We start from the raw sequence: 17,681 nt of genomic DNA, 5'->3' as shown, positions 1-17,681 counted from the left end.
CAACCGGGGCACGCGAACAGGAGCAGCGAACATGCATGAAACCACTCTCTATGTACTGCAGCAGCTGATCAACGGCCTGACCATCGGCTCGACCTACGCGCTGATCGCCATCGGTTACACCATGGTGTACGGCATTATCGGCATGATCAACTTCGCCCATGGCGAGGTGTATATGATCGGCACCTACACCGCGTTTATCACCATCATCGGCCTGCTGACCATGGGGGTCGGTTCACTGCCGATCGTGCTGTTACTGGCGCTGATCACCGCGGTCATCATCGCCTCCACCTATGGCTATGCCGTGGAACGGGTCGCCTACCGCCCGCTGCGCGGTGGCCCACGCCTGATCCCGCTGATCACCGCCATCGGCATGTCGATCTTTCTGCAAAACTATATCCGCCTGGCACAGGGTTCTCGCGACCTGGCCATGCCGGTACTGATCTCCGGCGGCATCGAATTCGGTGACCCGGCGGTCTTCGAGGTCAGCATCTCCTGGATGCAGCTGATCATCTGGGGGGTCACCCTGGTGGCCATGACGGCGCTGGCGCTGTTTATCTCCCGCTCCCGGCTGGGCCGGGCCTGCCGCGCCTGTGCCCAGGACCTGAAAATGACCAACCTGCTGGGCATCGACACCAACCGGATCATTGCCCTGACCTTCATTATCGGCGCGGCACTGGCGGCCGTGGCCGGGGTATTGCTCGGCCTCTATTATGGCACCATCAACCCCTACATCGGCTTCATGGCCGGGCTCAAGGCCTTTACCGCGGCCGTACTGGGCGGTATCGGCTCCATCCCCGGTGCCATGCTGGGCGGGTTGATTCTGGGCGTCACCGAAGCACTGACCGCCGCGTTCTTCCCGTCGGAGTACAAGGATGTGGTGGCGTTCAGCCTGCTGGTGCTGATTCTGCTGTTTCGTCCCACCGGTCTGCTCGGCAAACCCGAAGTGGAAAAGGTCTAACCCGAGGCGATGTAACAGGAGTCGATGATGCAACGAGCCCTCTTTCCCGCCCTCTTTGCAGCGGGCGTAACCTTTCTGCTCACCTGCCTGGTGATCGGTGTCAAACTGGTGCAGGGCGGGCCGACGCTGACTGTGGTCGGCGCCGATGCCGACACCTGGAGCTGGATCGCCTTTGCCGTGGTGATCGTGTTTCTGGTGCAGCTGTTGAAAGAGCCGCTGCTGGGTCTGAAACAGCGCCTGCCAATGCCCGATGTGACCGGCCTGCTGCCGGATGAGCAACTGCGCAACCGGCTCAAGCCCTGGCTGATCGCACTGATCGTGGTCGGCTTGTTCGTCTGGCCGTTCATGGTGTCGCGTGGCGCCGTGGATCTTGCCACCCTGACCCTGATCTACGTGATGCTGGGGCTGGGCCTCAACATCGTGGTCGGCTTTGCCGGGCTGCTCGATCTGGGTTACGTGGCCTTCTATGCCGTGGGCGCCTACACCTATGCCCTGCTGTCGGAATATTACGGTTTGTCGTTCTGGGTCTGCCTGCCCATTGCCGGGCTGTTGGCGGCCACCTTTGGCTGCATTTTAGGCTTCCCGGTACTGCGTCTGCGCGGTGACTACCTGGCCATCGTCACCCTGGGCTTTGGCGAGATTATCCGCATCCTGCTCAATAACTGGACTAATGTCACCGGCGGCCCTAACGGGATCGGCGGCATCGACAAGCCCACCCTGTTTGGGCTGGAATTCAACCGCCGCGCCAGCGAGGGCGCCCAAACCTTCCACGCGTTTTTCGGCATCCAATACGACAGCAGCTACAAGGTCATTTTTCTCTATCTAGTGGCCGTGTTGCTGGTGTTGCTGACTATTTACATCATCAACCGCATCCAGCGCATGCCGATCGGTCGCGCCTGGGAAGCACTGCGCGAAGACGAGATCGCCTGCCGCTCGCTGGGCCTCAACCCGACGGTGATCAAACTGTCCGCCTTTACCCTGGGGGCCTCCTTCGCCGGTTTTGCCGGTTGCTTCTTTGCCGCCCGTCAGGGCTTCATCAGCCCGGAATCCTTCACCTTCATCGAATCGGCGATCATCCTCGCCATCGTGGTACTGGGCGGGATGGGCTCGCAGCTGGGCGTCATTCTGGCCGCCATCGCCATGACGATCCTGCCAGAGCTGGCACGCGAGTTTCAGGAATACCGCATGCTGATGTTCGGCGGCGTCATGGTGCTGATGATGCTCTGGCGTCCGCAAGGATTGCTGCCGATGAAACGTCCCCACCTGGAGCTGAAAGCCTCATGAGCGAGAACCTGTTGGATGTATCCGGGCTGATGATGCGCTTTGGTGGATTGCTGGCGGTGGACGGCGTCAACCTGCAGGTGAAGCCGCGCCAGATCCATTCGGTGATCGGCCCCAACGGCGCCGGCAAGACCACGGTATTCAACTGCATCAGCGGTTTTTACAAGCCGACGGGGGGCGAGATCCGCTACCGTGGCAAGGCGATCCAGGGCATGACCGGCCATCGTATCTCGTTGCTCGGTCTGGTGCGCACCTTCCAGCATGTGCGCCTGTTCGCCAATATGACGGTGATCGAAAACCTGCTGGTCGCCCAGCACCGCCATCTGAATACCAACTATTTTGCCGGGCTGGTCAAGTCGCCCTCTTACCGCCGCCGCCAGCGCGAGGCGATGGACCGAGCGGCGCACTGGCTGCAGCAGGTGGATCTGCTGGAATTTGCCAACCGCGAGGCGGGCAATCTCTCCTACGGTCAGCAACGGCGGCTGGAGATCGCCCGCTGCATGGTTACGGAACCGGGGCTGCTGATGCTGGATGAACCCGCCGCCGGGCTCAACCCCAGGGAAACCTCGGAGCTGGATCAGTTGATCCTGCGCCTGCGCGAAGAACAGGACATCTCGGTGCTGCTGATCGAACATGACATGGGGCTGGTGATGGGCATTTCCGACCATATCACCGTGATCAACCAGGGCGCGCCCCTGGCCGAGGGCACCCCGGAGCAGATTCGCGCCAACCCGGCTGTGATCAAAGCCTATTTGGGAGAGAGCTGATGCTGAAGCTGGATAACGTCTCGACCTTTTACGGCAAGATTCAGGCGCTGCATAACGTCTCATTGGAGGTCAACCAAGGCGAGATCCTGACCCTGATCGGCGCCAACGGCGCGGGCAAGACCACGCTGATGATGACCATCTGCGGCGATCCGCGCGCCCAAAGCGGTCATATCGCGTTTGACGGCCGGCCGATCCAGCAGCTGAGCACCGCCGACATCATGCGACAGGGCCTGGCGGTGGTGCCCGAAGGGCGGCGCATCTTTGCCGGCATGACGGTGGAAGAAAACCTGTTCATGGGCAGTTTTTTCCGCAGCAGAAGCGAGGCATCGGTCCAACTGGACCATGTGCTGACCCTGTTCCCACGGCTGAGAGAACGTTTTCATCAGCGTGGCGGCACCATGTCCGGCGGCGAGCAGCAGATGCTGGCCATCGGTCGGGCGCTGATGAGCCAACCGCGCCTGCTGCTGCTGGATGAACCCTCGCTGGGGCTGGCACCGATCATCATTCAACAGATTTTTGAGATCATCGAGCGGCTGCGCGACGAGGGTGTCACCGTATTTCTGGTGGAACAGAATGCCCATCAGGCGTTAAGGATTGCCGACCGCGGATATGTACTGGAGAATGGCCGTATCGTGATGAGTGGCAGCGGCGATGCCCTGCTCAACGATGACAGTGTTCGTAAGGCTTATCTTGGCGGTTAATGGACGACTCACATGCGCTTACTGGTCATCTCCCTGCTGGCTCTTTTTGTCAGCCTGATTTTGCTGATTGTCGGCAACTCCTTCCTGATCACCCTGCTGGGCCTGAGATTCAGCCTGCTGGGTATCGATCCTTCCACCATCGGCATGGTGATGGTGTGTTATTCGGCCGGTTTCGTGCTCGGCTCGCTCTACGCCGACCGGGTGGTGCGGCGCGTCGGCCATATTCGTGCCTTTGCCGTATTTGCCGCGCTGGCCGGCATGGCGGCGCTGATCTATCCGATGACCTACAACGTCTGGCACTGGGGGCTGCTGCGCGGCATCGGCGGTCTGAGCATCGCGGCCCTGTTCATTACCATTGAAAGCTGGTTCAGTGCCGTGGCCACCAACAGCAACCGTTCGACCATTTTTTCGCTGTACCAGATTGCAGCCTACTCCGCCGCCGCACTCGGCCAGCTGTTGATCGGTAACGGCAACCCGATCAACTACGCCCTGTTTTCGCTGGCGGCCCTGTTCATCGTTGCCGGCATCATTCCGCTGTCGCTGTCACGCATGAAATCACCGGAGATTCCGGAGCATACCGAGCACATGTCGTTGCGACAACTGGTCCGTCAGGCACCGCTGGGCGTCATGGCCGCGTTCACCGGCGGTATCTTTCTGGGCTCCTTCTATGCCCTGGTGCCGCTGTTTGCCAACCTGACCGGCATGAAAAACCAGGATGTCTCGATTTACATGTTTGCCTCCATTCTGGCCGCCATGCTGGTCGCCTGGCCCATTGGCTGGATCTGTGATCGGGCCCGCCGCAGCTATGTACTGCTGATCGTGCTGGTACTGGCCAGCGGCGCCTGTGCCGCTAACGTGCTGGTCATCGATCTGGAGTTCCGCTGGCGCCTGCTGGCGCTGTGCGTGTGCATGGGCCTGGCATCCACCGTGTACTCCATCGCCGTGGCCATCACCAACGACATGATGGACAGCAGCCAGATCATCGCGGCCAGCTCCGGCCTGCTGCTCAGCTACGGCGTGGGCAGCGTCGTGGGGCCGCTGCTCAGCTCGACGCTGATGGAACAGTTCGGCCCGGCCGCCCTGTTCCAGACCCTGGCAGCCGCACTGGTCTTGATGGCAGGCTATACCCTCTACCGCCAGTATCAGGTGCCACCGCTGCCAGTGGAGGCCCAGGAACACTTCGTGCCGGCGATTCCGGATGTGCATGCCATCTCCGATATCGACCCGCGTAATGACGAATTCGTGGACACACCAATCGAGGAACTGTTTCATTCCGACCCGGCAACGGTCGATGCCGGCAATGAAGGCGAACTGATGCCGGCACAGGCCGAGGCCGAGGCGGTGGCCGAGCCTGAGTCGGGGTCAGAGCCAGATGATACCGTGCAGGCTCAGCCCGAACGGCCGGATGAAGAACCCCCCGGGCGCAGCGGCAACTGACGCTGTTCCACACACAGAAACCCCGGCCCCGTTGACGTGAAGTCCCAGCGTGACACCTCCAGCTGCGAGCGGCCGGGGGACCACTCAACCAGGTTGAACGAGTTGGCCTTGTGGTCCCGTACCCGATGCGAAACGGCCGTCCCCGCCTGGCCGGTCCAGCAGTGCTCGGGGACACCGGGGTAGCGCTGCGACAGCTGCGCAAAAAAGGGATAATGAATATGCCCGGCCAAGTACAGCTGCATCCCCGCCGCTGCCCAGCAGCGCATGGCGCTTTCGGCCCCGGCCGCGATATTGGCCTCGTCCGACGCCAGCACGGCATCGACCGGATGGTGTCCCACCACGATCTTGACGGCCGCCGAGCTGGCCTTTAGTCGAGCCGCCACCTGCCGTACCATGCGGGTACTGAAGCGACCATCCACGTGCCGGGTCGGACTGGTGGTGTTAACCCCCAGCACCAGCAGCCCCGGCGCCTTGAACACCGGCGCCAGTTCATGTCCGAAGCAGCCCCTGAAATGACGGTAGGGACTGTGCAGACGCTGCCAGAGGTTGAACAGCGGCAGGTCGTGATTGCCCGGCACCGCCAGAATCGGAACGGGCGGCAGCCGCTGCAGGAAGCGGCGGCAGGCGGCAAACTGACCCGGCCGCGCCCGCTGGGTGATATCACCGCTGAGCATCAGCAGATCCGGCTTCAGCCGCTGCAGGCGATCGATCAGGGCCCGCACGACTTCAGGCCGCTCGGTGCCAAAATGCAGGTCGGACAGCTGAATCAGGCGCATTCGTCGCCCTCCACCGGCAGTACGCAGGTATAGGCGTCGGCTTCCACCTCCAGGGTCAGCGGCGAGGGGCAGCGGTGCAGTTCGCCGTCCACCGCCAGTGTCAGTCGGCGACGGCGGGTACTGACCTGCAGGCGCTCGGTGGCAAAGACATCCAGCTCCTGCAGTCGCTTCAGCTCACCGCGCAGCGTGGCCCACAGGTAACGGCACAGTGCCCGGGTACTGTTGGAACGGATCACGAACACGAGCATGCGGCCCTGTCGAATCTGTTCCACTTCCGGCAGATCAAAATTGGCCAGCTGGGCCGGACTGACACTGGCCAGCAGCATCGGCGCCGTTTCCACGCGGCGCTGGCCATCATGCTCCAGCAGCAAGCGCCGTCCGCGCGCCCGCGTCAGAAAGATCCAGATGCCGCTGAGCAGCGAGACCAGGCGGTTGCGCCCGGTCACGGCGCTGACCTTTTCCCGCGCGGCGATAATACGCGGGTATACCCCGATGCTGGCACTGACACAGAACGGCAAACCGTTAACCCGCGCCAGCGCACAGGGCCTGATACTGCCTTCCCGGAGCAGCGCCAGCGCCGCATCCGTCGCCAGCGGAATGCCGCGGTCACGCGCAAAAAAATTGAAGGTGCCGCAGGGAATCACGCCCAGGGGGACATCGGTTCCGGCCAGCAATCCCACCGCCGCATTCAGAGTGCCATCGCCACCGGCCACCACCAGAATCGCGCCCTGTCGTGCACAAAATTCGATCTGCTGGCGCATCTGGGCATGCAGGTCACGACGCGGCTGCAAGCGCACCAGCGCCAGCAGCTGCGCGGCCGGCAATCCGGCGCGAATCCGTGCTTCCAGTTCAGCATCTCGCCGCTCCCCCGCCGCATGGTTAATGATCACCACGAAGCAGCGCCCCTTATCCCGGCTCATGGCTATACTCCTCAGTGAATATGGATTGGTTGACCGGGGAACCTGGTGCCGACCTTTCAGTCAAAGCTGTGTTCATTTTCAAGGAGAGTCACCATGTCAAAATTCCACTCACGTTCAGGTTATCTTACCTCGGTACTGGCAGCCACGGTGCTGCTGTCCGGGTGCAGCACCCTGAGCGGCCCCGCCAGCCACGAAGTTTCCGGCCAGGCTCTCTACCGTGAACGCATCATGCTGCCACCACAGAGCCATCTGGAAGTGAAGGTACAGGACGTTTCCCGCGCCGATGCACCGGCCGAAGTACTGGCCACGCTGGCGCGCGGTGACCTGGCGGCACCGCCGTATGATTTCAGCTTCACGATCCCCGCCGAGCAGATCGAACCCGGCCACCGCTACAGCGTTCGTGCGGCCATCTACAACCAGGACCAGCTGCTGTTTACCACCGACCAGCACTACCCGGTCCTGGCCGGTGAAGACGATACCCAGCTGATGCTGGTGATGAAGCGCGTGGCACGCGAACAAGCTCGCGCCACGCTGCAGAACACCTATTGGAAGCTGATCAGCCTCAACGGCGAACCGGTACAGGTTGTCGAGGGCGAGCGCGAGCCGCACCTGATTCTCAAGCAGGGCAACCGTGTTCAGGGCTTCTCCGGCTGCAACCAGTTCATGGGGCAGTTCGACCAGCAGGACGGACAGCTCAGCTTCGGTCCCATTGCCGGCACCATGCGTGCCTGTGTGCCGAGCATGACCTACGAGCGCCCCTTCCTGCAGCTGATGCAGGGACAAGTCGACTGGTCCATTGAAGGCGAGACCCTGCAACTGAACAACCCCGAGCAGAAAATTCGCGCCCGCTTCAAGGCCATTTACCTACAGTAAAAATGTGTAAGCCTTTCCCTGTGGCCACGACCCTGTCGTGCACGTCCACAGGGAGTGGCTGCCCCCCACCATCACCCTGAATCAGGCCGATCGCCTGGGACCGGCAGCAGCACGCGGCTGCCCAGGATCGCATGCCAACCACAACGTCTGTCTGTTAGTAGACACCTGCAAACCCTCTGCAGAGGGTTTGCAGGCCTCAATCCACAAAAAATGCATTTCCCCTGTAAGGAATCCATCGACTCACCGACTCACTGACAGCATCGATCAAAACGACCTGTGAATAGCAGCAGGTCGACACGGGGTGCTGTCATTACAACAACGAGGTGAACATCATGTCCAATCACACTAAACCCGCCCTGGCCGCTGTCGGCACCGCCCTGCTGCTGGGCCTGAGTACGGCAACCACCGCATCGGTCGCCGGGACGCCGGTCGCCGGGACGCCGGCCTTCGAAAATCCCTTTGCGGCGCAGCCGCTGACCGGTGGCTATGCTCAACTGGCTGAAGCCAAGTGCGGCGAGGCCAAGTGCGGTGGCGAAACACGCCCCAAGGCGGATACCGAAGGCAAGTGCGGTGAAGCCAAGTGTGGCGCCGAGGGCACCCCCAAGGCTGACACAGAAGGTAAATGCGGTGAAGCCAAGTGTGGCGGCAGCCAATAAGCCTGAATGCCTGCGCCCCAATGCACGGGTCGCGGGCACCGCCACGGGAGCACACCATGCATCAACACTTCTCTCATGCCTTACAGGGCACCGGCCTCGGGCTCAGACGCGCCATGCTGGCCGAGCTGCCGGACACCGACCTGAGCGACCTCGACTTTTTTGAAGTCGCGCCGGAAAACTGGATGCAGCTGGGGGGACGCCTGGGCAAGGCTTTGCGAGCCCTGACCGAGCGCCACGCCTTCAGCGCCCATGGCCTGTCACTGTCGCTGGGCGGGCCAGAGCCGCTGGACATGGATTTTGTCGATCAGGTCGGCCGATTCCTCGATCAACACGGCATCCGCCTGTACAGCGAACACCTGAGCAGCTGCAGCGACCATGCCCAACTGTATGACCTGATGCCGATTCCCTTTACCGCTGACGCGGTCCGGCATGTGGCGGCCCGCATTCGCCAGGTGCAGGACCGGTTGCAGCGGCGCATCGCCGTTGAAAACGTCAGTTACTACACCCCGCTCGCCGGCGAGCTGAGCGAAGCCGAATTCATCAACGCCGTGGTAGCTGAAGCCGACTGCGACCTGCTGCTGGACGTCAACAACCTGTACGTCAACAGCATCAACCAGCGCTACGACGCCCACGACTTTTTGCAGCAGATGCCCGCCACCCGCGTGGTCTGCCTGCACATGGCGGGCCATTACCAGGAGGCGGACGACCTGCTGATCGACACCCACGGTGCCGATATCGTAGACCCGGTATGGGCACTGCTGGACCAGACCCTTGCCCGTACCGGACCGGTCGCCACGGTACTGGAGCGGGATTTCAACCTGCCCCCACTGGCGCAGCTGCTGCACGAGGTGCGCCGCATTCGCCAGGCACAGCAGCAAGGAGTTACGCATGACCGCCGCCGAGCCTGAGACCGTGCCTGAAGCCGCCTTCATTCAGCGCCAGCGCCGCTTTGCCGACCAGATCCGCAACCCGGATCAGCCCCTGCCCGCGGGCATCGACGCACGCCGGATGCACGTCTACGTGGAGCTGTTTTTCAACAACATCAGCGGTTTTCTGGCGGGCGCCTTTCCCGTGTACCGCAGCCTGTGCACGGATGCCATCTGGCAGGCTGAGGTGCGTCGCTTCATGCGGGAATACGCTGCCTCAAGTCCCCTGTTTCGCGACCTGGCGCTGGCCTATCGGCAGTATGTGGATAACCTGCGGGCGCCGCAGCCGGAGGACCCGCCGTTCCTGGGTGAACTGCTGCATTACGAATGGGTCGAGCTGGCACTGGATATCGCCGAGGACGACCCCTTCAGTGCGGCAGACCCCGTCTGCGCCGCACAACTGCTGAACGAACATCCGCACCTGTCCCCGCTGGCCTGGCCACTGCGCTATGACTGGCCCGTACACCAGATCAGTCCGGACTTCTGCCCCGACACTCCGCCGCCACAACCGACCTGGCTGCTGGTCTACCGCAACCGCGCCGACGCGGTCCGCTTCATGGAACTGAACGCGCTCAGTGCGCGCCTGCTGGCCCTGCTGCAAGTCCAGCCTGTGCTGACGGGGCTCGAGGCGCTGCAACAGCTTGCCGCCGAACAGCCCGACCTGCCGGATGAAGCCGTCCTGCAGCATGGCCTGGCCCTGCTGCAGCAGTTCTGGCAGGACGACATCCTGCTGGGTACCACACCGGTCCCGCCCACTCATCCCGACCGCATTCCGCGAGGAGGTTGACCATGAACCGCCTGACGACTGCCTACCGTCCACTGCAGGGAATTCTGCAGCAACTGCAGTGGGGGGACGGCCTGGCGCCCCTGCTGCTGCGTCTGTACCTGGCTCCGGTGATGCTGCAGGCCGGCTGGAACAAGCTGAGTCATTTTGAGGAAACGGTGGCCTGGTTCGGCAACCCCGAATGGGGGCTGGGTCTGCCGCTGCCCGAGCTGATGGCTGCGCTGGCCGCCGGCACCGAGTTTTTCGGCGGCCTGCTGCTGTTGATTGGTCTGGCGGTACGCTGGATCAGCATCCCGCTGATGATCACCATGCTGGTGGCCGCCCTCAGCGTACACTTGGACAACGGCTGGCTGGCCATTGCCGACCCGTCCAGCTGGCTGGCCAATGAGCGGGTGATGGAGTCGGCTGAACGGCTGGCACGCGCCCGTGCACTGCTGCAGGCGCACGGCCATTACGATTGGCTGACCGGACGCGGCAGCCTGGTCATTCTCAACAACGGCATCGAGTTTGCCGCCACCTATTTTGTCATGCTGCTGAGCCTGTTCTTCACCGGTGCCGGTCGCTTTACCAGCGTGGATTACTGGCTGGCCCGCCGCACCGGGCTGGGCGTGCACACGCCTTCAGCCTGACAGCGGCAGCAGGTTGGCCAGCCCCAGCAGCCAGAGCACCAGGTTGATGCTGAGAAACGACAGCCCGGTGGCGATCACCAGCGCCGGTGCGCAGAGTGCCGATTGGCCGTAGCGCTGGCTGATCAGTGACAACACGCTGGCCATCGGCATCGCCGCCATGATGATGGCGATAGCCTGCATGGTCGGGTCAAAATCCGGCAGCAGCCAGATCGCCAGCGCCACCGCCGCCGGGTGCAACAGCAGCTTGAACAGTGTCATCTGGCCGATGTCCCGGATCTGCCCCTGCAGCGAGGTGCTGACCAAACTGCCCCCGATCACGAACAAGGCCACGGCCGCGGCCGAACGTCCCAGCATGCCCACCACCTGATTCAATGCCTCCGGCAGCTGCAGCTCCAGCACCGAGACCAGCAGCCCGGCCGCAATGGCCAGCACCAGCGGGTTGGTCAGGGTGCGCCGCAGCATGCCCAGGGTATTGCGCAGGGCGCCGCCCTGACCGCTGAAGAAATCGGCCAGCAGCAACCCCAGCGGAATCAGCAGCAGCAGGTCCACCAGCATGGTCAGCGCCACGGCCACTGCCGCTGCACTGCCGAAGATCTTGCCAGCCACGGCCAGACCGATGAAGGCACTGTTGGCCAGCGTCGACCCCAGGCCCTGAAAGGCGGATGGCCAAAGCCCCAGACCCCGGCCGCGCCAGCTGAAGGCAAACGTGGCCACCAGCAGCACCAGCGACCCCAGGGCATAGGCACGCAGGTATTCAAAATCCAGCGACTCGCTCACCGGGCGCGAGGCCATGGACTGGAACAGCAGAGCCGGCAGGGCCAGCTTGATGACATAACTGCCCAACGATGGTAGCGCTGACTCACTGACCCAGTCCGCCCGCACGGCCAAATAGCCGATGGCCATCAGAATGAATACGGGGGTGGTCAGCAACAGGGTCTGCAACATGGGCGGTATCCGTAACAGGCAGGAGAATGATTCAAGCTGCCATTTTGACAGTTTGCGCAACGCTCTGTGGCGACATTTTTTCACCGCTGGGTTTCATTTTATTCACGGTTGACGCGCTTGCCGGGATACCGGATGATCAGAAGCTCGTTATCAAGGATTTGTCATGCAGCTGACGTTCAACGCTCCCATCATCATCCGACGTGCGGACACTCGATGTGCACCGCCGGTGATGCGTTGCGCGCTGATGCTGCCCTGCCTCTGATCGTTTTCATTCATTTTCCAAGGCCGCAGCATTGTTCTGCGGCTTTTTGCGTTGAGCAGTGCACGCCCGAGACATGGAGTAGTGTGATGTCCGTCCCCCTGTCGTATCTTGCCGTGGTGCTGGTCTGGTCGACCACGCCCCTGACCATTGCCTGGAGCAGCGAATCGGTCGATCCGGTGCTGGCCGGTGGCCTGCGCATGGCCATTGCCGCCGTGCTCGGGATTCTGCTGTTGCGTATGCTGCGCATCCGCCTGCCGCTGCACCGCCAGGCCCAGCGCACCTATGCCAGTGCCTCCATCGGGGTGTTCGGGGCCATGTGCTGCACCTATATTGCCTCGCGCTACGTGCCTTCCGGGCTGATCTCGATCATGTTCGGGCTGGCGCCGATTCTGTCGGCCGTGATGGGCCAGTGGCTGCTCGATGAGCCCCGTTTTGGCGCCTACCGCTGGGTCGCCTGCCTGCTGGCGTTCAGCGGCCTGGGGGTGATTTTTACCGATGACGTGGCACTGGGGCCGCAAAGCCTGCCGGGACTGCTGCTGTTGCTGCTGGCGGTCAGCCTGTTCAGCCTCAGCGGCGTGCTGGTCAAGCGCTGCGGCAGCCAGGTCAACCCACTGGCGCATACCGTCGGTGCCCTGCTCTGGTCCCTGCCCGGCTTTGCCCTGACCTGGTGGCTGATGGGCGCTGCGCCGCTGGAGGTGGACCCGGGCAGCCGCTCCTTCTGGGCCATTCTGTACCTGGCCCTGTTCGGCTCGCTGCTGGGCTTTGTCTGCTACTTTCACGTGCTGCGTCACCTGCCGCCCAGTACGGTGGCACTGGTAACCCTGATCACGCCGGTTTTCGCGCTGATGCTGGGCCACCTGCTCAATGACGAGCCGCTGACCCCGGGCCTGTGGCAGGGCTGCCTGCTGGTGGTCAGCGGCCTGGCGCTGTTTTTCTTCGGCCACCGGCTGATGCCCGCCCGCCGCTGACCACGCCCCATACCCCGCAACCCGGGGCGCATGGGGTAGAATGCCATACTCTTTCACCGCAGCCGGAGACCAACCGTGAACCTCTACCTGCAAACGCTCGGCTATACCGCCGACATTGTGGCCCCGATCTTTTTCATCCTGTTTCTGGGCTACCTGCTGCGCCGGCTCAAGCTGATCGACGATGCCTTTGTCGCGACCGGCTCCAAGCTGGTGTTCGTGATTACCCTGCCGACCCTGGTATTCATGTCCATCTCGCGGATGGATTTTCACGCCGTATTCAACCCGCACCAGCTGGGTTACGTGCTGGTGGCCATTCTGCTCAGCTTCGGGTTGATTTGGTGGCTTGCCGCCCGTTTCATCCAGGCACCGGAAGATCTGGGCGTATTCATCCAGGGCGCATTCCGCAGTAACTACGGCATCATCGGTCTGGCCGTCAGTTTCAACCTGTTCGGCGAAGCCGGCCTGGCCCAGGCCTCGCTGCTGCTGGCGCTGGTTATCCCCCTGTTCAACAGCCTGTCGATCATCTGCTTGAGCGTGCCCATGCGCCGCAGCGACATGAAGCTGAGCCGCACCCTGGTGGAAATACTGAAAAACCCGCTGATCCTGGCCGTGCTTTTTGCCCTGCCGGTTTCCTGGTTCGGCGTTAAACTGCCGGACGTAGTCGCCAAGACCGGCACCTACTTTGCCAACCTGACCCTGCCGCTGGCCCTGCTGACCATCGGCGCCTCTCTCAACCTGAAGAGCCTGCATGACACCTCAGCCCAGGCCTTCTGGGCCACGGCGCTCAAGCTGGTCATCCTGCCGCTGGTGCTGACCTTCGGCGCCTGGCTGTACGGCTTTGACGGTGAGGCGCTGGCAATCCTGATGGTGCTGTTCGGCTGCCCCACGGCCGCGGCCAGTTTCGTCATGGCGCGCGCCATGGGCGGTAACCACCAGCTGGCGGCCAATATTGTGCTGACCACCACACTGGGCTCGGTGCTGACCCTCAGCGCCGGTATCTATCTGCTGCGCCTGATCGGCATGATCTGAGTCGGGCAAGAGAGGGTAAAACCGGATATGTTGAAATCACTGTTCGATAGCCGTCACGAGCGCCTGCTCAAGGCGATTGCCGCCACCGAAACCGATAAGGTCGCCGCGCATCTGGGCAAACTGGACGCCGCGCTGCTGATAGCACCTGGCCGTGAGGGCGAGCACGCCCTGGAATGTGCTCTAGCATGTGGCGAGCCACGCATTCTGGAACTGCTGCTGCAAAAAGCTGCCCGCCCCCTGCCGAATGCCCGCTGCGGCACGCCCTTGGTGTGCTTGGCCCTGCAGCAGGAACACAGCCTGGCACTGCTGACGCTGCTGCTGCAGGCCGGGGTGGACGCCAACCTGGAACACCGGGGCCAGCCGCTGCTTCACCTGTGCGTGGAATATTGCGAGCCGGAGCGGCTGATGCTACATCTGAGCCGCCTGGTGCAGCATGGTGCCGACCTCAATCGCCGCAATGCCGACGGGATGACGCTGTTGCAGCGGCTGCTGCCGCTTGGTGATCAGGCACTGCTGCAGTTTCTGCTGCAGTCCGGTGCCGCGTGTGACGAGACCTGGCTGGAGGCCGTTGAGGACGCAGCGCTGGCCACCCGCTTGAAGCAGGTGCTGGAAGACCAGCGCATTCGACAGCTGATGATGGGGCGATAGCCGGCCGTTTCAGGCCCGCGGTTCAACCCCCAGGCGCGGAATCTCGATCGCCGGGCAACGGTCCATGACCACTTCCAGCCCGGCGGCCTCGGCGCGCTCGGCGGCATCTTCGTTGATCACGCCCAGCTGCATCCATACCGACTTGGCGCCGGTTTCGATCGCTTCATCCACCACGTAACCGGCATCCACCGAATTGCGGAAGATATCCACCATGTCTACGGGGCCGTCGATCTCGGCCAGTGACGACACCACCGGCTGGCCCATCAGCTCCTGCCCGGCCAGTGCCGGGTTCACCGGGATCACTTCATAGCCGCTGTTGAGCAGGTAGGACATGACCTGGTAGCTGGCACGGTGAGACTTGGCGCTGGCACCCACCAGGGCGATGCGGTGACTACGCTCGAGCAGTGCTTTTATGTTGTTATCCTGCATGCTGCGTGTTTCCTTTACAGATTGAACATTCGGGATCGGGTCTCAGCCGCAGGCTGCGCCACTGCATGCGCTTGCCATCCAGCAGCAGCAAACGACCGGTCAGGGGTTCGCCCACGCCCGCCAGCAGTTTAAGCGCTTCCATTGCCTGCATGCTGCCGATAATGCCCACCAGTGGCGGGAATACGCCGGACGTACTGCAGGTCATGGCTTCGTCTTCACCGCCACGGCCATAGAGACACTGGTAGCAGGGCGAGTCGGGCTGACGCGGATCATAGACGCTGATCTGGCCGTCAAAACGGATGGCGGCTCCGGATACCAGCGGCTTGCCGGCGGCAAAGCAGGCCCGGTTGAGGGCAAATCGGGTAGTGAAGTTGTCGCTGCAGTCCAGCACCAGATCCACCTGCTCGACCTGCGCCTGCAGGGCATCGCCGGACAGACGCTCGGCGAGCGGCGTGATGCGGATCTCGGGATTGATCGACTTGAGTGTGGCCGCCGCCGAGGCAACCTTGTCGTCGCCGCAGGCACTCTGGCTGTGGATAACCTGGCGCTGCAGGTTGCTCAGCTCCACCTGATCATCATCCGCCAGCACCAGTTCGCCGACACCGGCCGCCGCCAGATAGGCTGCCGCGGGACCGCCCAGCCCTCCCAGGCCCAGAATCAGCACCCGAGCGTTGCACCAGGCCGCCTGGCCGGCAATATCCACTTCCGGCAGCATGATGCTGCGACTGTAGCGCAGCAGTTGCTCGTCATTCAGCATCGTTGTCTCCCTTATCCACAGGCCGGCAGCCCAGCGTCACCCGGTCATTGCCGCCCAGATCCTGTACCGTCTGCACCCGGGCATAGCCGAGTCCGGTCAGCAGCGCACGCACCGCCGCGCCTTGATCATAGCCGTGCTCAAACAGCAGCCAACCGCCGCAACACAGGTGGTCGAGCGCCTGCTCGGCAATCTGGCGGATATCCGCCAGCCCCTTGTCATCGGCCGTCAACGCCGTCAGAGGTTCAAAACGCACATCGCCCTGCTGCAGGTGCGGATCTTCGGGATCGATGTAGGGTGGGTTGCTGACGATCATGTCGAACCGGCCCGTCAGCGGCACACACCAGCTGCCCTGCAGTATTTCGACATTGGTCAACTGATGTGACCGGGCATTGTCCCGTGCCAGCGCCACGGCGCCGGGGTGCAGGTCGGTGGCGACGAGCTGCCACTGCGGGCGCTCGCTGGCCAGTGCCAGCGCGACGGCACCGGTGCCGGTGCCCAGATCGGCGACTCGGGCCGGGCCAGCCGGCAACCGTTCCAGCGCCTGCTCCACCAGGGTTTCGGTATCGGGGCGGGGAATCAGGGTATCGGGACTGACCTTCAGTCTCAGGGTCCAGAAATCGCGGTAGCCCAGCAGGTGGGCCACGGGTTCGCCCTGCTTGCGCCGGGCCAGCAGCTGTTCAAAACGGGCCTGCTGCGCGGCATCGAGGGTTTTATCCGGCCAGGTAAACAGAAAGCTGCGCGGCCGGTCGAGCACTTCGCACAGCAGCAGTTCGATATCGGCCCGCGGGCTGTCGCTGAGTCCAGTCAGCTCGGCGGCGCGCGCCAGGGCCGCTGCCACGCTCACGTCAGTCATTGGCCAGACTGCTGAGCTGCTCGGCCTGGTATTCGTTGCGCAGTGGCTGGATCACCTGACCCAGATCGCCGGCCATGACTTCGTTCAGGCGGTACAGGGTCAGGTTGATCCGATGGTCGGTCAGCCGCCCCTGGGGAAAGTTGTAGGTGCGGATGCGTTCGGAGCGGTCACCGGAGCCGACCAAACTCTTGCGCGCGCTGGCCTGCTCGGCCTGCTGCTTGTCGAGCTCGGCCTGCTGCAGGCGCGAGGCCAGCAGCGCCATCGCCTTGGCGCGGTTCTTATGCTGGGAACGCTCCTCCTGACACTCCACCACCAGCCCGGTGGGCAGGTGGGTGATGCGGATCGCCGAGTCGGTCTTGTTGACGTGCTGCCCGCCAGCCCCGGACGCGCGATAGGTATCCACGCGCAGATCGGCCTTGTTGATCTCGATCTCGGCGGACGCATCCATCTCCGGCATCACTGCCACGGTACAGGCGGAAGTGTGGATCCGGCCCTGGGACTCGGTCTCCGGCACCCGCTGCACCCGGTGGGCACCGGACTCGAACTTGAGCTGAGCGTAGACATCCTCGCCGGCCACCCGACTGATGATCTCCTTGTAGCCGCCATGCTCACCATCGCTGGCGCTGATCACCTCGATACGCCAGCCCTGCTGCTCGGCATAGCGCGAGTACATGCGGAACAGATCGCCAGAAAAGATCGCCGCCTCGTCGCCGCCGGTACCGGCGCGAATTTCAAGGAACACATTGCGGTGATCGTTGGGATCGCGCGGCAGCAGCAAAATCTGCAGTTCCGCCTCCAGCCGTTCGATCTCGCCACGCGCGGTATCGATTTCATCCTGCGCCATGGCACGCATCTCGGCATCATCTTCGTGCAGCATCTCTTCGGCGGAGGCCAGATCATCCTGTGCCTGCTGCCACTGACCAAAGGCCTGCGTCAGCGCCTCAAGGTCGGAATACTCGCGCGAGTAATCACGAAAGCGGTTCTGGTCCGCAATCACGTCCGGTTCACTGAGCAGCGCCGCCAACTCTTCGTGACGGTCGCACAGTTTCTCCAGTTTGGTTTTGATCGATGCTTTCATAGCC

20 protein-coding genes are annotated in these 17,681 nt (G+C 63.0%); 13 read left to right on the top strand and 7 right to left on the bottom strand.

Translation table 11 applies throughout. The features are described from left to right. The first annotated feature begins 31 nt into the window (after nt 1-31). The 5 genes from livH to KTN04_RS04400 are packed head-to-tail and all read left to right on the top strand — an operon-like array spanning nt 32 to nt 5,144. Nucleotides 32-958 carry a high-affinity branched-chain amino acid ABC transporter permease LivH gene (gene livH, locus KTN04_RS04420; RefSeq protein ID WP_217333996.1) on the top strand — a complete coding sequence of 309 codons (927 nt, stop codon included), beginning with the start codon at nt 32-34 and terminating at the stop codon, nt 956-958. Between the two features lie 27 nt (nt 959-985). Continuing rightward, nucleotides 986-2,242, top strand: a complete 1,257-nt coding sequence (locus KTN04_RS04415) for a high-affinity branched-chain amino acid ABC transporter permease LivM (protein WP_217333995.1) — start codon at nt 986-988, stop codon at nt 2,240-2,242. Further along, nucleotides 2,239-3,006, top strand: coding sequence for a high-affinity branched-chain amino acid ABC transporter ATP-binding protein LivG (livG, locus tag KTN04_RS04410; RefSeq protein ID WP_217333994.1), 768 nt, complete (start codon nt 2,239-2,241; stop codon nt 3,004-3,006). Before KTN04_RS04415 ends, livG begins: the two co-directional genes overlap by 4 nt. Then, nucleotides 3,006-3,707 carry an ABC transporter ATP-binding protein gene (locus KTN04_RS04405; protein ID WP_217333993.1) on the top strand — a complete coding sequence of 234 codons (702 nt, stop codon included), beginning with the start codon at nt 3,006-3,008 and terminating at the stop codon, nt 3,705-3,707. Before livG ends, KTN04_RS04405 begins: the two co-directional genes overlap by 1 nt. 12 nt (nt 3,708-3,719) lie before the next feature. Further along, nucleotides 3,720-5,144, top strand: coding sequence for an MFS transporter (locus KTN04_RS04400; RefSeq protein ID WP_217333992.1), 1,425 nt, complete (start codon nt 3,720-3,722; stop codon nt 5,142-5,144). Here the strand turns inward: KTN04_RS04400 and KTN04_RS04395 are convergent. Next, complete coding sequence (locus tag KTN04_RS04395) at nt 5,096-5,920, bottom strand: metallophosphoesterase family protein (protein ID WP_217333991.1); 825 nt, start codon at nt 5,918-5,920, stop codon at nt 5,096-5,098. The genes KTN04_RS04400 and KTN04_RS04395 overlap by 49 nt on opposite strands. Further along, complete coding sequence (locus KTN04_RS04390) at nt 5,911-6,840, bottom strand: diacylglycerol/lipid kinase family protein (protein ID WP_217333990.1); 930 nt, start codon at nt 6,838-6,840, stop codon at nt 5,911-5,913. Before KTN04_RS04390 ends, KTN04_RS04395 begins: the two co-directional genes overlap by 10 nt. A 93-nt stretch (nt 6,841-6,933) precedes the next feature. Between KTN04_RS04390 and KTN04_RS04385 the strand changes: the two genes are divergently transcribed. The 5 genes from KTN04_RS04385 (at nt 6,934) to KTN04_RS04365 (ending at nt 10,708) form a co-directional block, all read left to right on the top strand. Beyond that, entirely contained in the window at nt 6,934-7,713 is a 780-nt protein-coding gene (locus tag KTN04_RS04385) for an META domain-containing protein (protein ID WP_217333989.1), read from the top strand. Between the two features lie 332 nt (nt 7,714-8,045). Then, entirely contained in the window at nt 8,046-8,369 is a 324-nt protein-coding gene (locus KTN04_RS04380; RefSeq protein WP_217333988.1) for an HvfA family oxazolone/thioamide-modified RiPP metallophore, read from the top strand. 56 nt (nt 8,370-8,425) lie between these two features. Further along, nucleotides 8,426-9,277, top strand: coding sequence for an HvfB family MNIO-type RiPP peptide maturase (locus KTN04_RS04375; protein ID WP_217333987.1), 852 nt, complete (start codon nt 8,426-8,428; stop codon nt 9,275-9,277). Next, nucleotides 9,258-10,082, top strand: coding sequence for an HvfC family RiPP maturation protein (locus tag KTN04_RS04370; protein WP_217333986.1), 825 nt, complete (start codon nt 9,258-9,260; stop codon nt 10,080-10,082). Before KTN04_RS04375 ends, KTN04_RS04370 begins: the two co-directional genes overlap by 20 nt. Nucleotides 10,083-10,084: 2 nt before the next feature. Next, on the top strand, nt 10,085-10,708 hold the full coding sequence (locus tag KTN04_RS04365) for an HvfX family Cu-binding RiPP maturation protein (protein ID WP_217333985.1): 624 nt from the start codon (nt 10,085-10,087) through the stop codon (nt 10,706-10,708). On the opposite strand, the gene KTN04_RS04360 is transcribed toward KTN04_RS04365, so the two are convergent. Then, nucleotides 10,700-11,653 (bottom strand): AEC family transporter, encoded by a 954-nt coding sequence (locus KTN04_RS04360; protein ID WP_217333984.1) that lies wholly within the window; start codon nt 11,651-11,653, stop codon nt 10,700-10,702. The genes KTN04_RS04365 and KTN04_RS04360 overlap by 9 nt on opposite strands. Nucleotides 11,654-12,001: 348 nt before the next feature. Between KTN04_RS04360 and KTN04_RS04355 the strand changes: the two genes are divergently transcribed. The 3 genes from KTN04_RS04355 (at nt 12,002) to KTN04_RS04345 (ending at nt 14,560) form a co-directional block, all read left to right on the top strand. Further along, nucleotides 12,002-12,883 carry a DMT family transporter gene (locus KTN04_RS04355; protein WP_217333983.1) on the top strand — a complete coding sequence of 294 codons (882 nt, stop codon included), beginning with the start codon at nt 12,002-12,004 and terminating at the stop codon, nt 12,881-12,883. Nucleotides 12,884-12,958: 75 nt separating this feature from the next. Beyond that, complete coding sequence (locus KTN04_RS04350) at nt 12,959-13,912, top strand: AEC family transporter (RefSeq protein ID WP_217333982.1); 954 nt, start codon at nt 12,959-12,961, stop codon at nt 13,910-13,912. Nucleotides 13,913-13,939: 27 nt separating this feature from the next. After that, a complete protein-coding gene (locus KTN04_RS04345; protein WP_217333981.1) occupies nt 13,940-14,560 on the top strand; it encodes an ankyrin repeat domain-containing protein in 621 nt (206 codons plus the stop codon). Nucleotides 14,561-14,569: 9 nt separating this feature from the next. Here KTN04_RS04345 and KTN04_RS04340 read toward each other — a convergent pair whose 3' ends face one another. Genes KTN04_RS04340 through prfA form a run of 4 tightly spaced genes read right to left on the bottom strand, consistent with a single transcriptional unit; the run spans nt 14,570 to nt 17,677 of the window. Next, nucleotides 14,570-14,989: a CoA-binding protein gene (locus KTN04_RS04340; RefSeq protein WP_217333980.1), complete on the bottom strand. Its 420-nt coding sequence runs from the start codon at nt 14,987-14,989 to the stop codon at nt 14,570-14,572. Beyond that, nucleotides 14,979-15,746, bottom strand: a complete 768-nt coding sequence (gene moeB / locus KTN04_RS04335) for a molybdopterin-synthase adenylyltransferase MoeB (RefSeq protein WP_217333979.1) — start codon at nt 15,744-15,746, stop codon at nt 14,979-14,981. Before moeB ends, KTN04_RS04340 begins: the two co-directional genes overlap by 11 nt. After that, nucleotides 15,736-16,599 (bottom strand): peptide chain release factor N(5)-glutamine methyltransferase, encoded by an 864-nt coding sequence (prmC, locus tag KTN04_RS04330; protein ID WP_217333978.1) that lies wholly within the window; start codon nt 16,597-16,599, stop codon nt 15,736-15,738. Before prmC ends, moeB begins: the two co-directional genes overlap by 11 nt. Then, nucleotides 16,592-17,677 (bottom strand): peptide chain release factor 1, encoded by a 1,086-nt coding sequence (gene prfA / locus KTN04_RS04325; RefSeq protein WP_217333977.1) that lies wholly within the window; start codon nt 17,675-17,677, stop codon nt 16,592-16,594. Before prfA ends, prmC begins: the two co-directional genes overlap by 8 nt. Between the last annotated feature and the right edge of the window lie 4 nt (nt 17,678-17,681).

This window comes from Marinobacterium weihaiense (assembly GCF_019061305.1).
Taxonomy (GTDB): Bacteria; Pseudomonadota; Gammaproteobacteria; order Pseudomonadales; family Balneatricaceae; genus Marinobacterium; species Marinobacterium weihaiense.
This window is presented reverse-complemented; position numbering and strand designations above follow the sequence as displayed.

Coding starts and splice junctions, on each gene's coding strand:
- livH (WP_217333996.1), top strand. CDS start 32: ATGCATGAAACCACTCTCTATGTACTGCAGCAGCTGATCAACGGCCTG.
- KTN04_RS04415 (WP_217333995.1), top strand. CDS start 986: ATGCAACGAGCCCTCTTTCCCGCCCTCTTTGCAGCGGGCGTAACCTTT.
- livG (WP_217333994.1), top strand. CDS start 2,239: ATGAGCGAGAACCTGTTGGATGTATCCGGGCTGATGATGCGCTTTGGT.
- KTN04_RS04405 (WP_217333993.1), top strand. CDS start 3,006: ATGCTGAAGCTGGATAACGTCTCGACCTTTTACGGCAAGATTCAGGCG.
- KTN04_RS04400 (WP_217333992.1), top strand. CDS start 3,720: ATGCGCTTACTGGTCATCTCCCTGCTGGCTCTTTTTGTCAGCCTGATT.
- KTN04_RS04395 (WP_217333991.1), bottom strand. CDS start 5,920: ATGCGCCTGATTCAGCTGTCCGACCTGCATTTTGGCACCGAGCGGCCT.
- KTN04_RS04390 (WP_217333990.1), bottom strand. CDS start 6,840: ATGAGCCGGGATAAGGGGCGCTGCTTCGTGGTGATCATTAACCATGCG.
- KTN04_RS04385 (WP_217333989.1), top strand. CDS start 6,934: ATGTCAAAATTCCACTCACGTTCAGGTTATCTTACCTCGGTACTGGCA.
- KTN04_RS04380 (WP_217333988.1), top strand. CDS start 8,046: ATGTCCAATCACACTAAACCCGCCCTGGCCGCTGTCGGCACCGCCCTG.
- KTN04_RS04375 (WP_217333987.1), top strand. CDS start 8,426: ATGCATCAACACTTCTCTCATGCCTTACAGGGCACCGGCCTCGGGCTC.
- KTN04_RS04370 (WP_217333986.1), top strand. CDS start 9,258: ATGACCGCCGCCGAGCCTGAGACCGTGCCTGAAGCCGCCTTCATTCAG.
- KTN04_RS04365 (WP_217333985.1), top strand. CDS start 10,085: ATGAACCGCCTGACGACTGCCTACCGTCCACTGCAGGGAATTCTGCAG.
- KTN04_RS04360 (WP_217333984.1), bottom strand. CDS start 11,653: ATGTTGCAGACCCTGTTGCTGACCACCCCCGTATTCATTCTGATGGCC.
- KTN04_RS04355 (WP_217333983.1), top strand. CDS start 12,002: ATGTCCGTCCCCCTGTCGTATCTTGCCGTGGTGCTGGTCTGGTCGACC.
- KTN04_RS04345 (WP_217333981.1), top strand. CDS start 13,940: ATGTTGAAATCACTGTTCGATAGCCGTCACGAGCGCCTGCTCAAGGCG.
- KTN04_RS04340 (WP_217333980.1), bottom strand. CDS start 14,989: ATGCAGGATAACAACATAAAAGCACTGCTCGAGCGTAGTCACCGCATC.
- moeB (WP_217333979.1), bottom strand. CDS start 15,746: ATGCTGAATGACGAGCAACTGCTGCGCTACAGTCGCAGCATCATGCTG.
- prmC (WP_217333978.1), bottom strand. CDS start 16,599: ATGACTGACGTGAGCGTGGCAGCGGCCCTGGCGCGCGCCGCCGAGCTG.
- prfA (WP_217333977.1), bottom strand. CDS start 17,677: ATGAAAGCATCGATCAAAACCAAACTGGAGAAACTGTGCGACCGTCAC.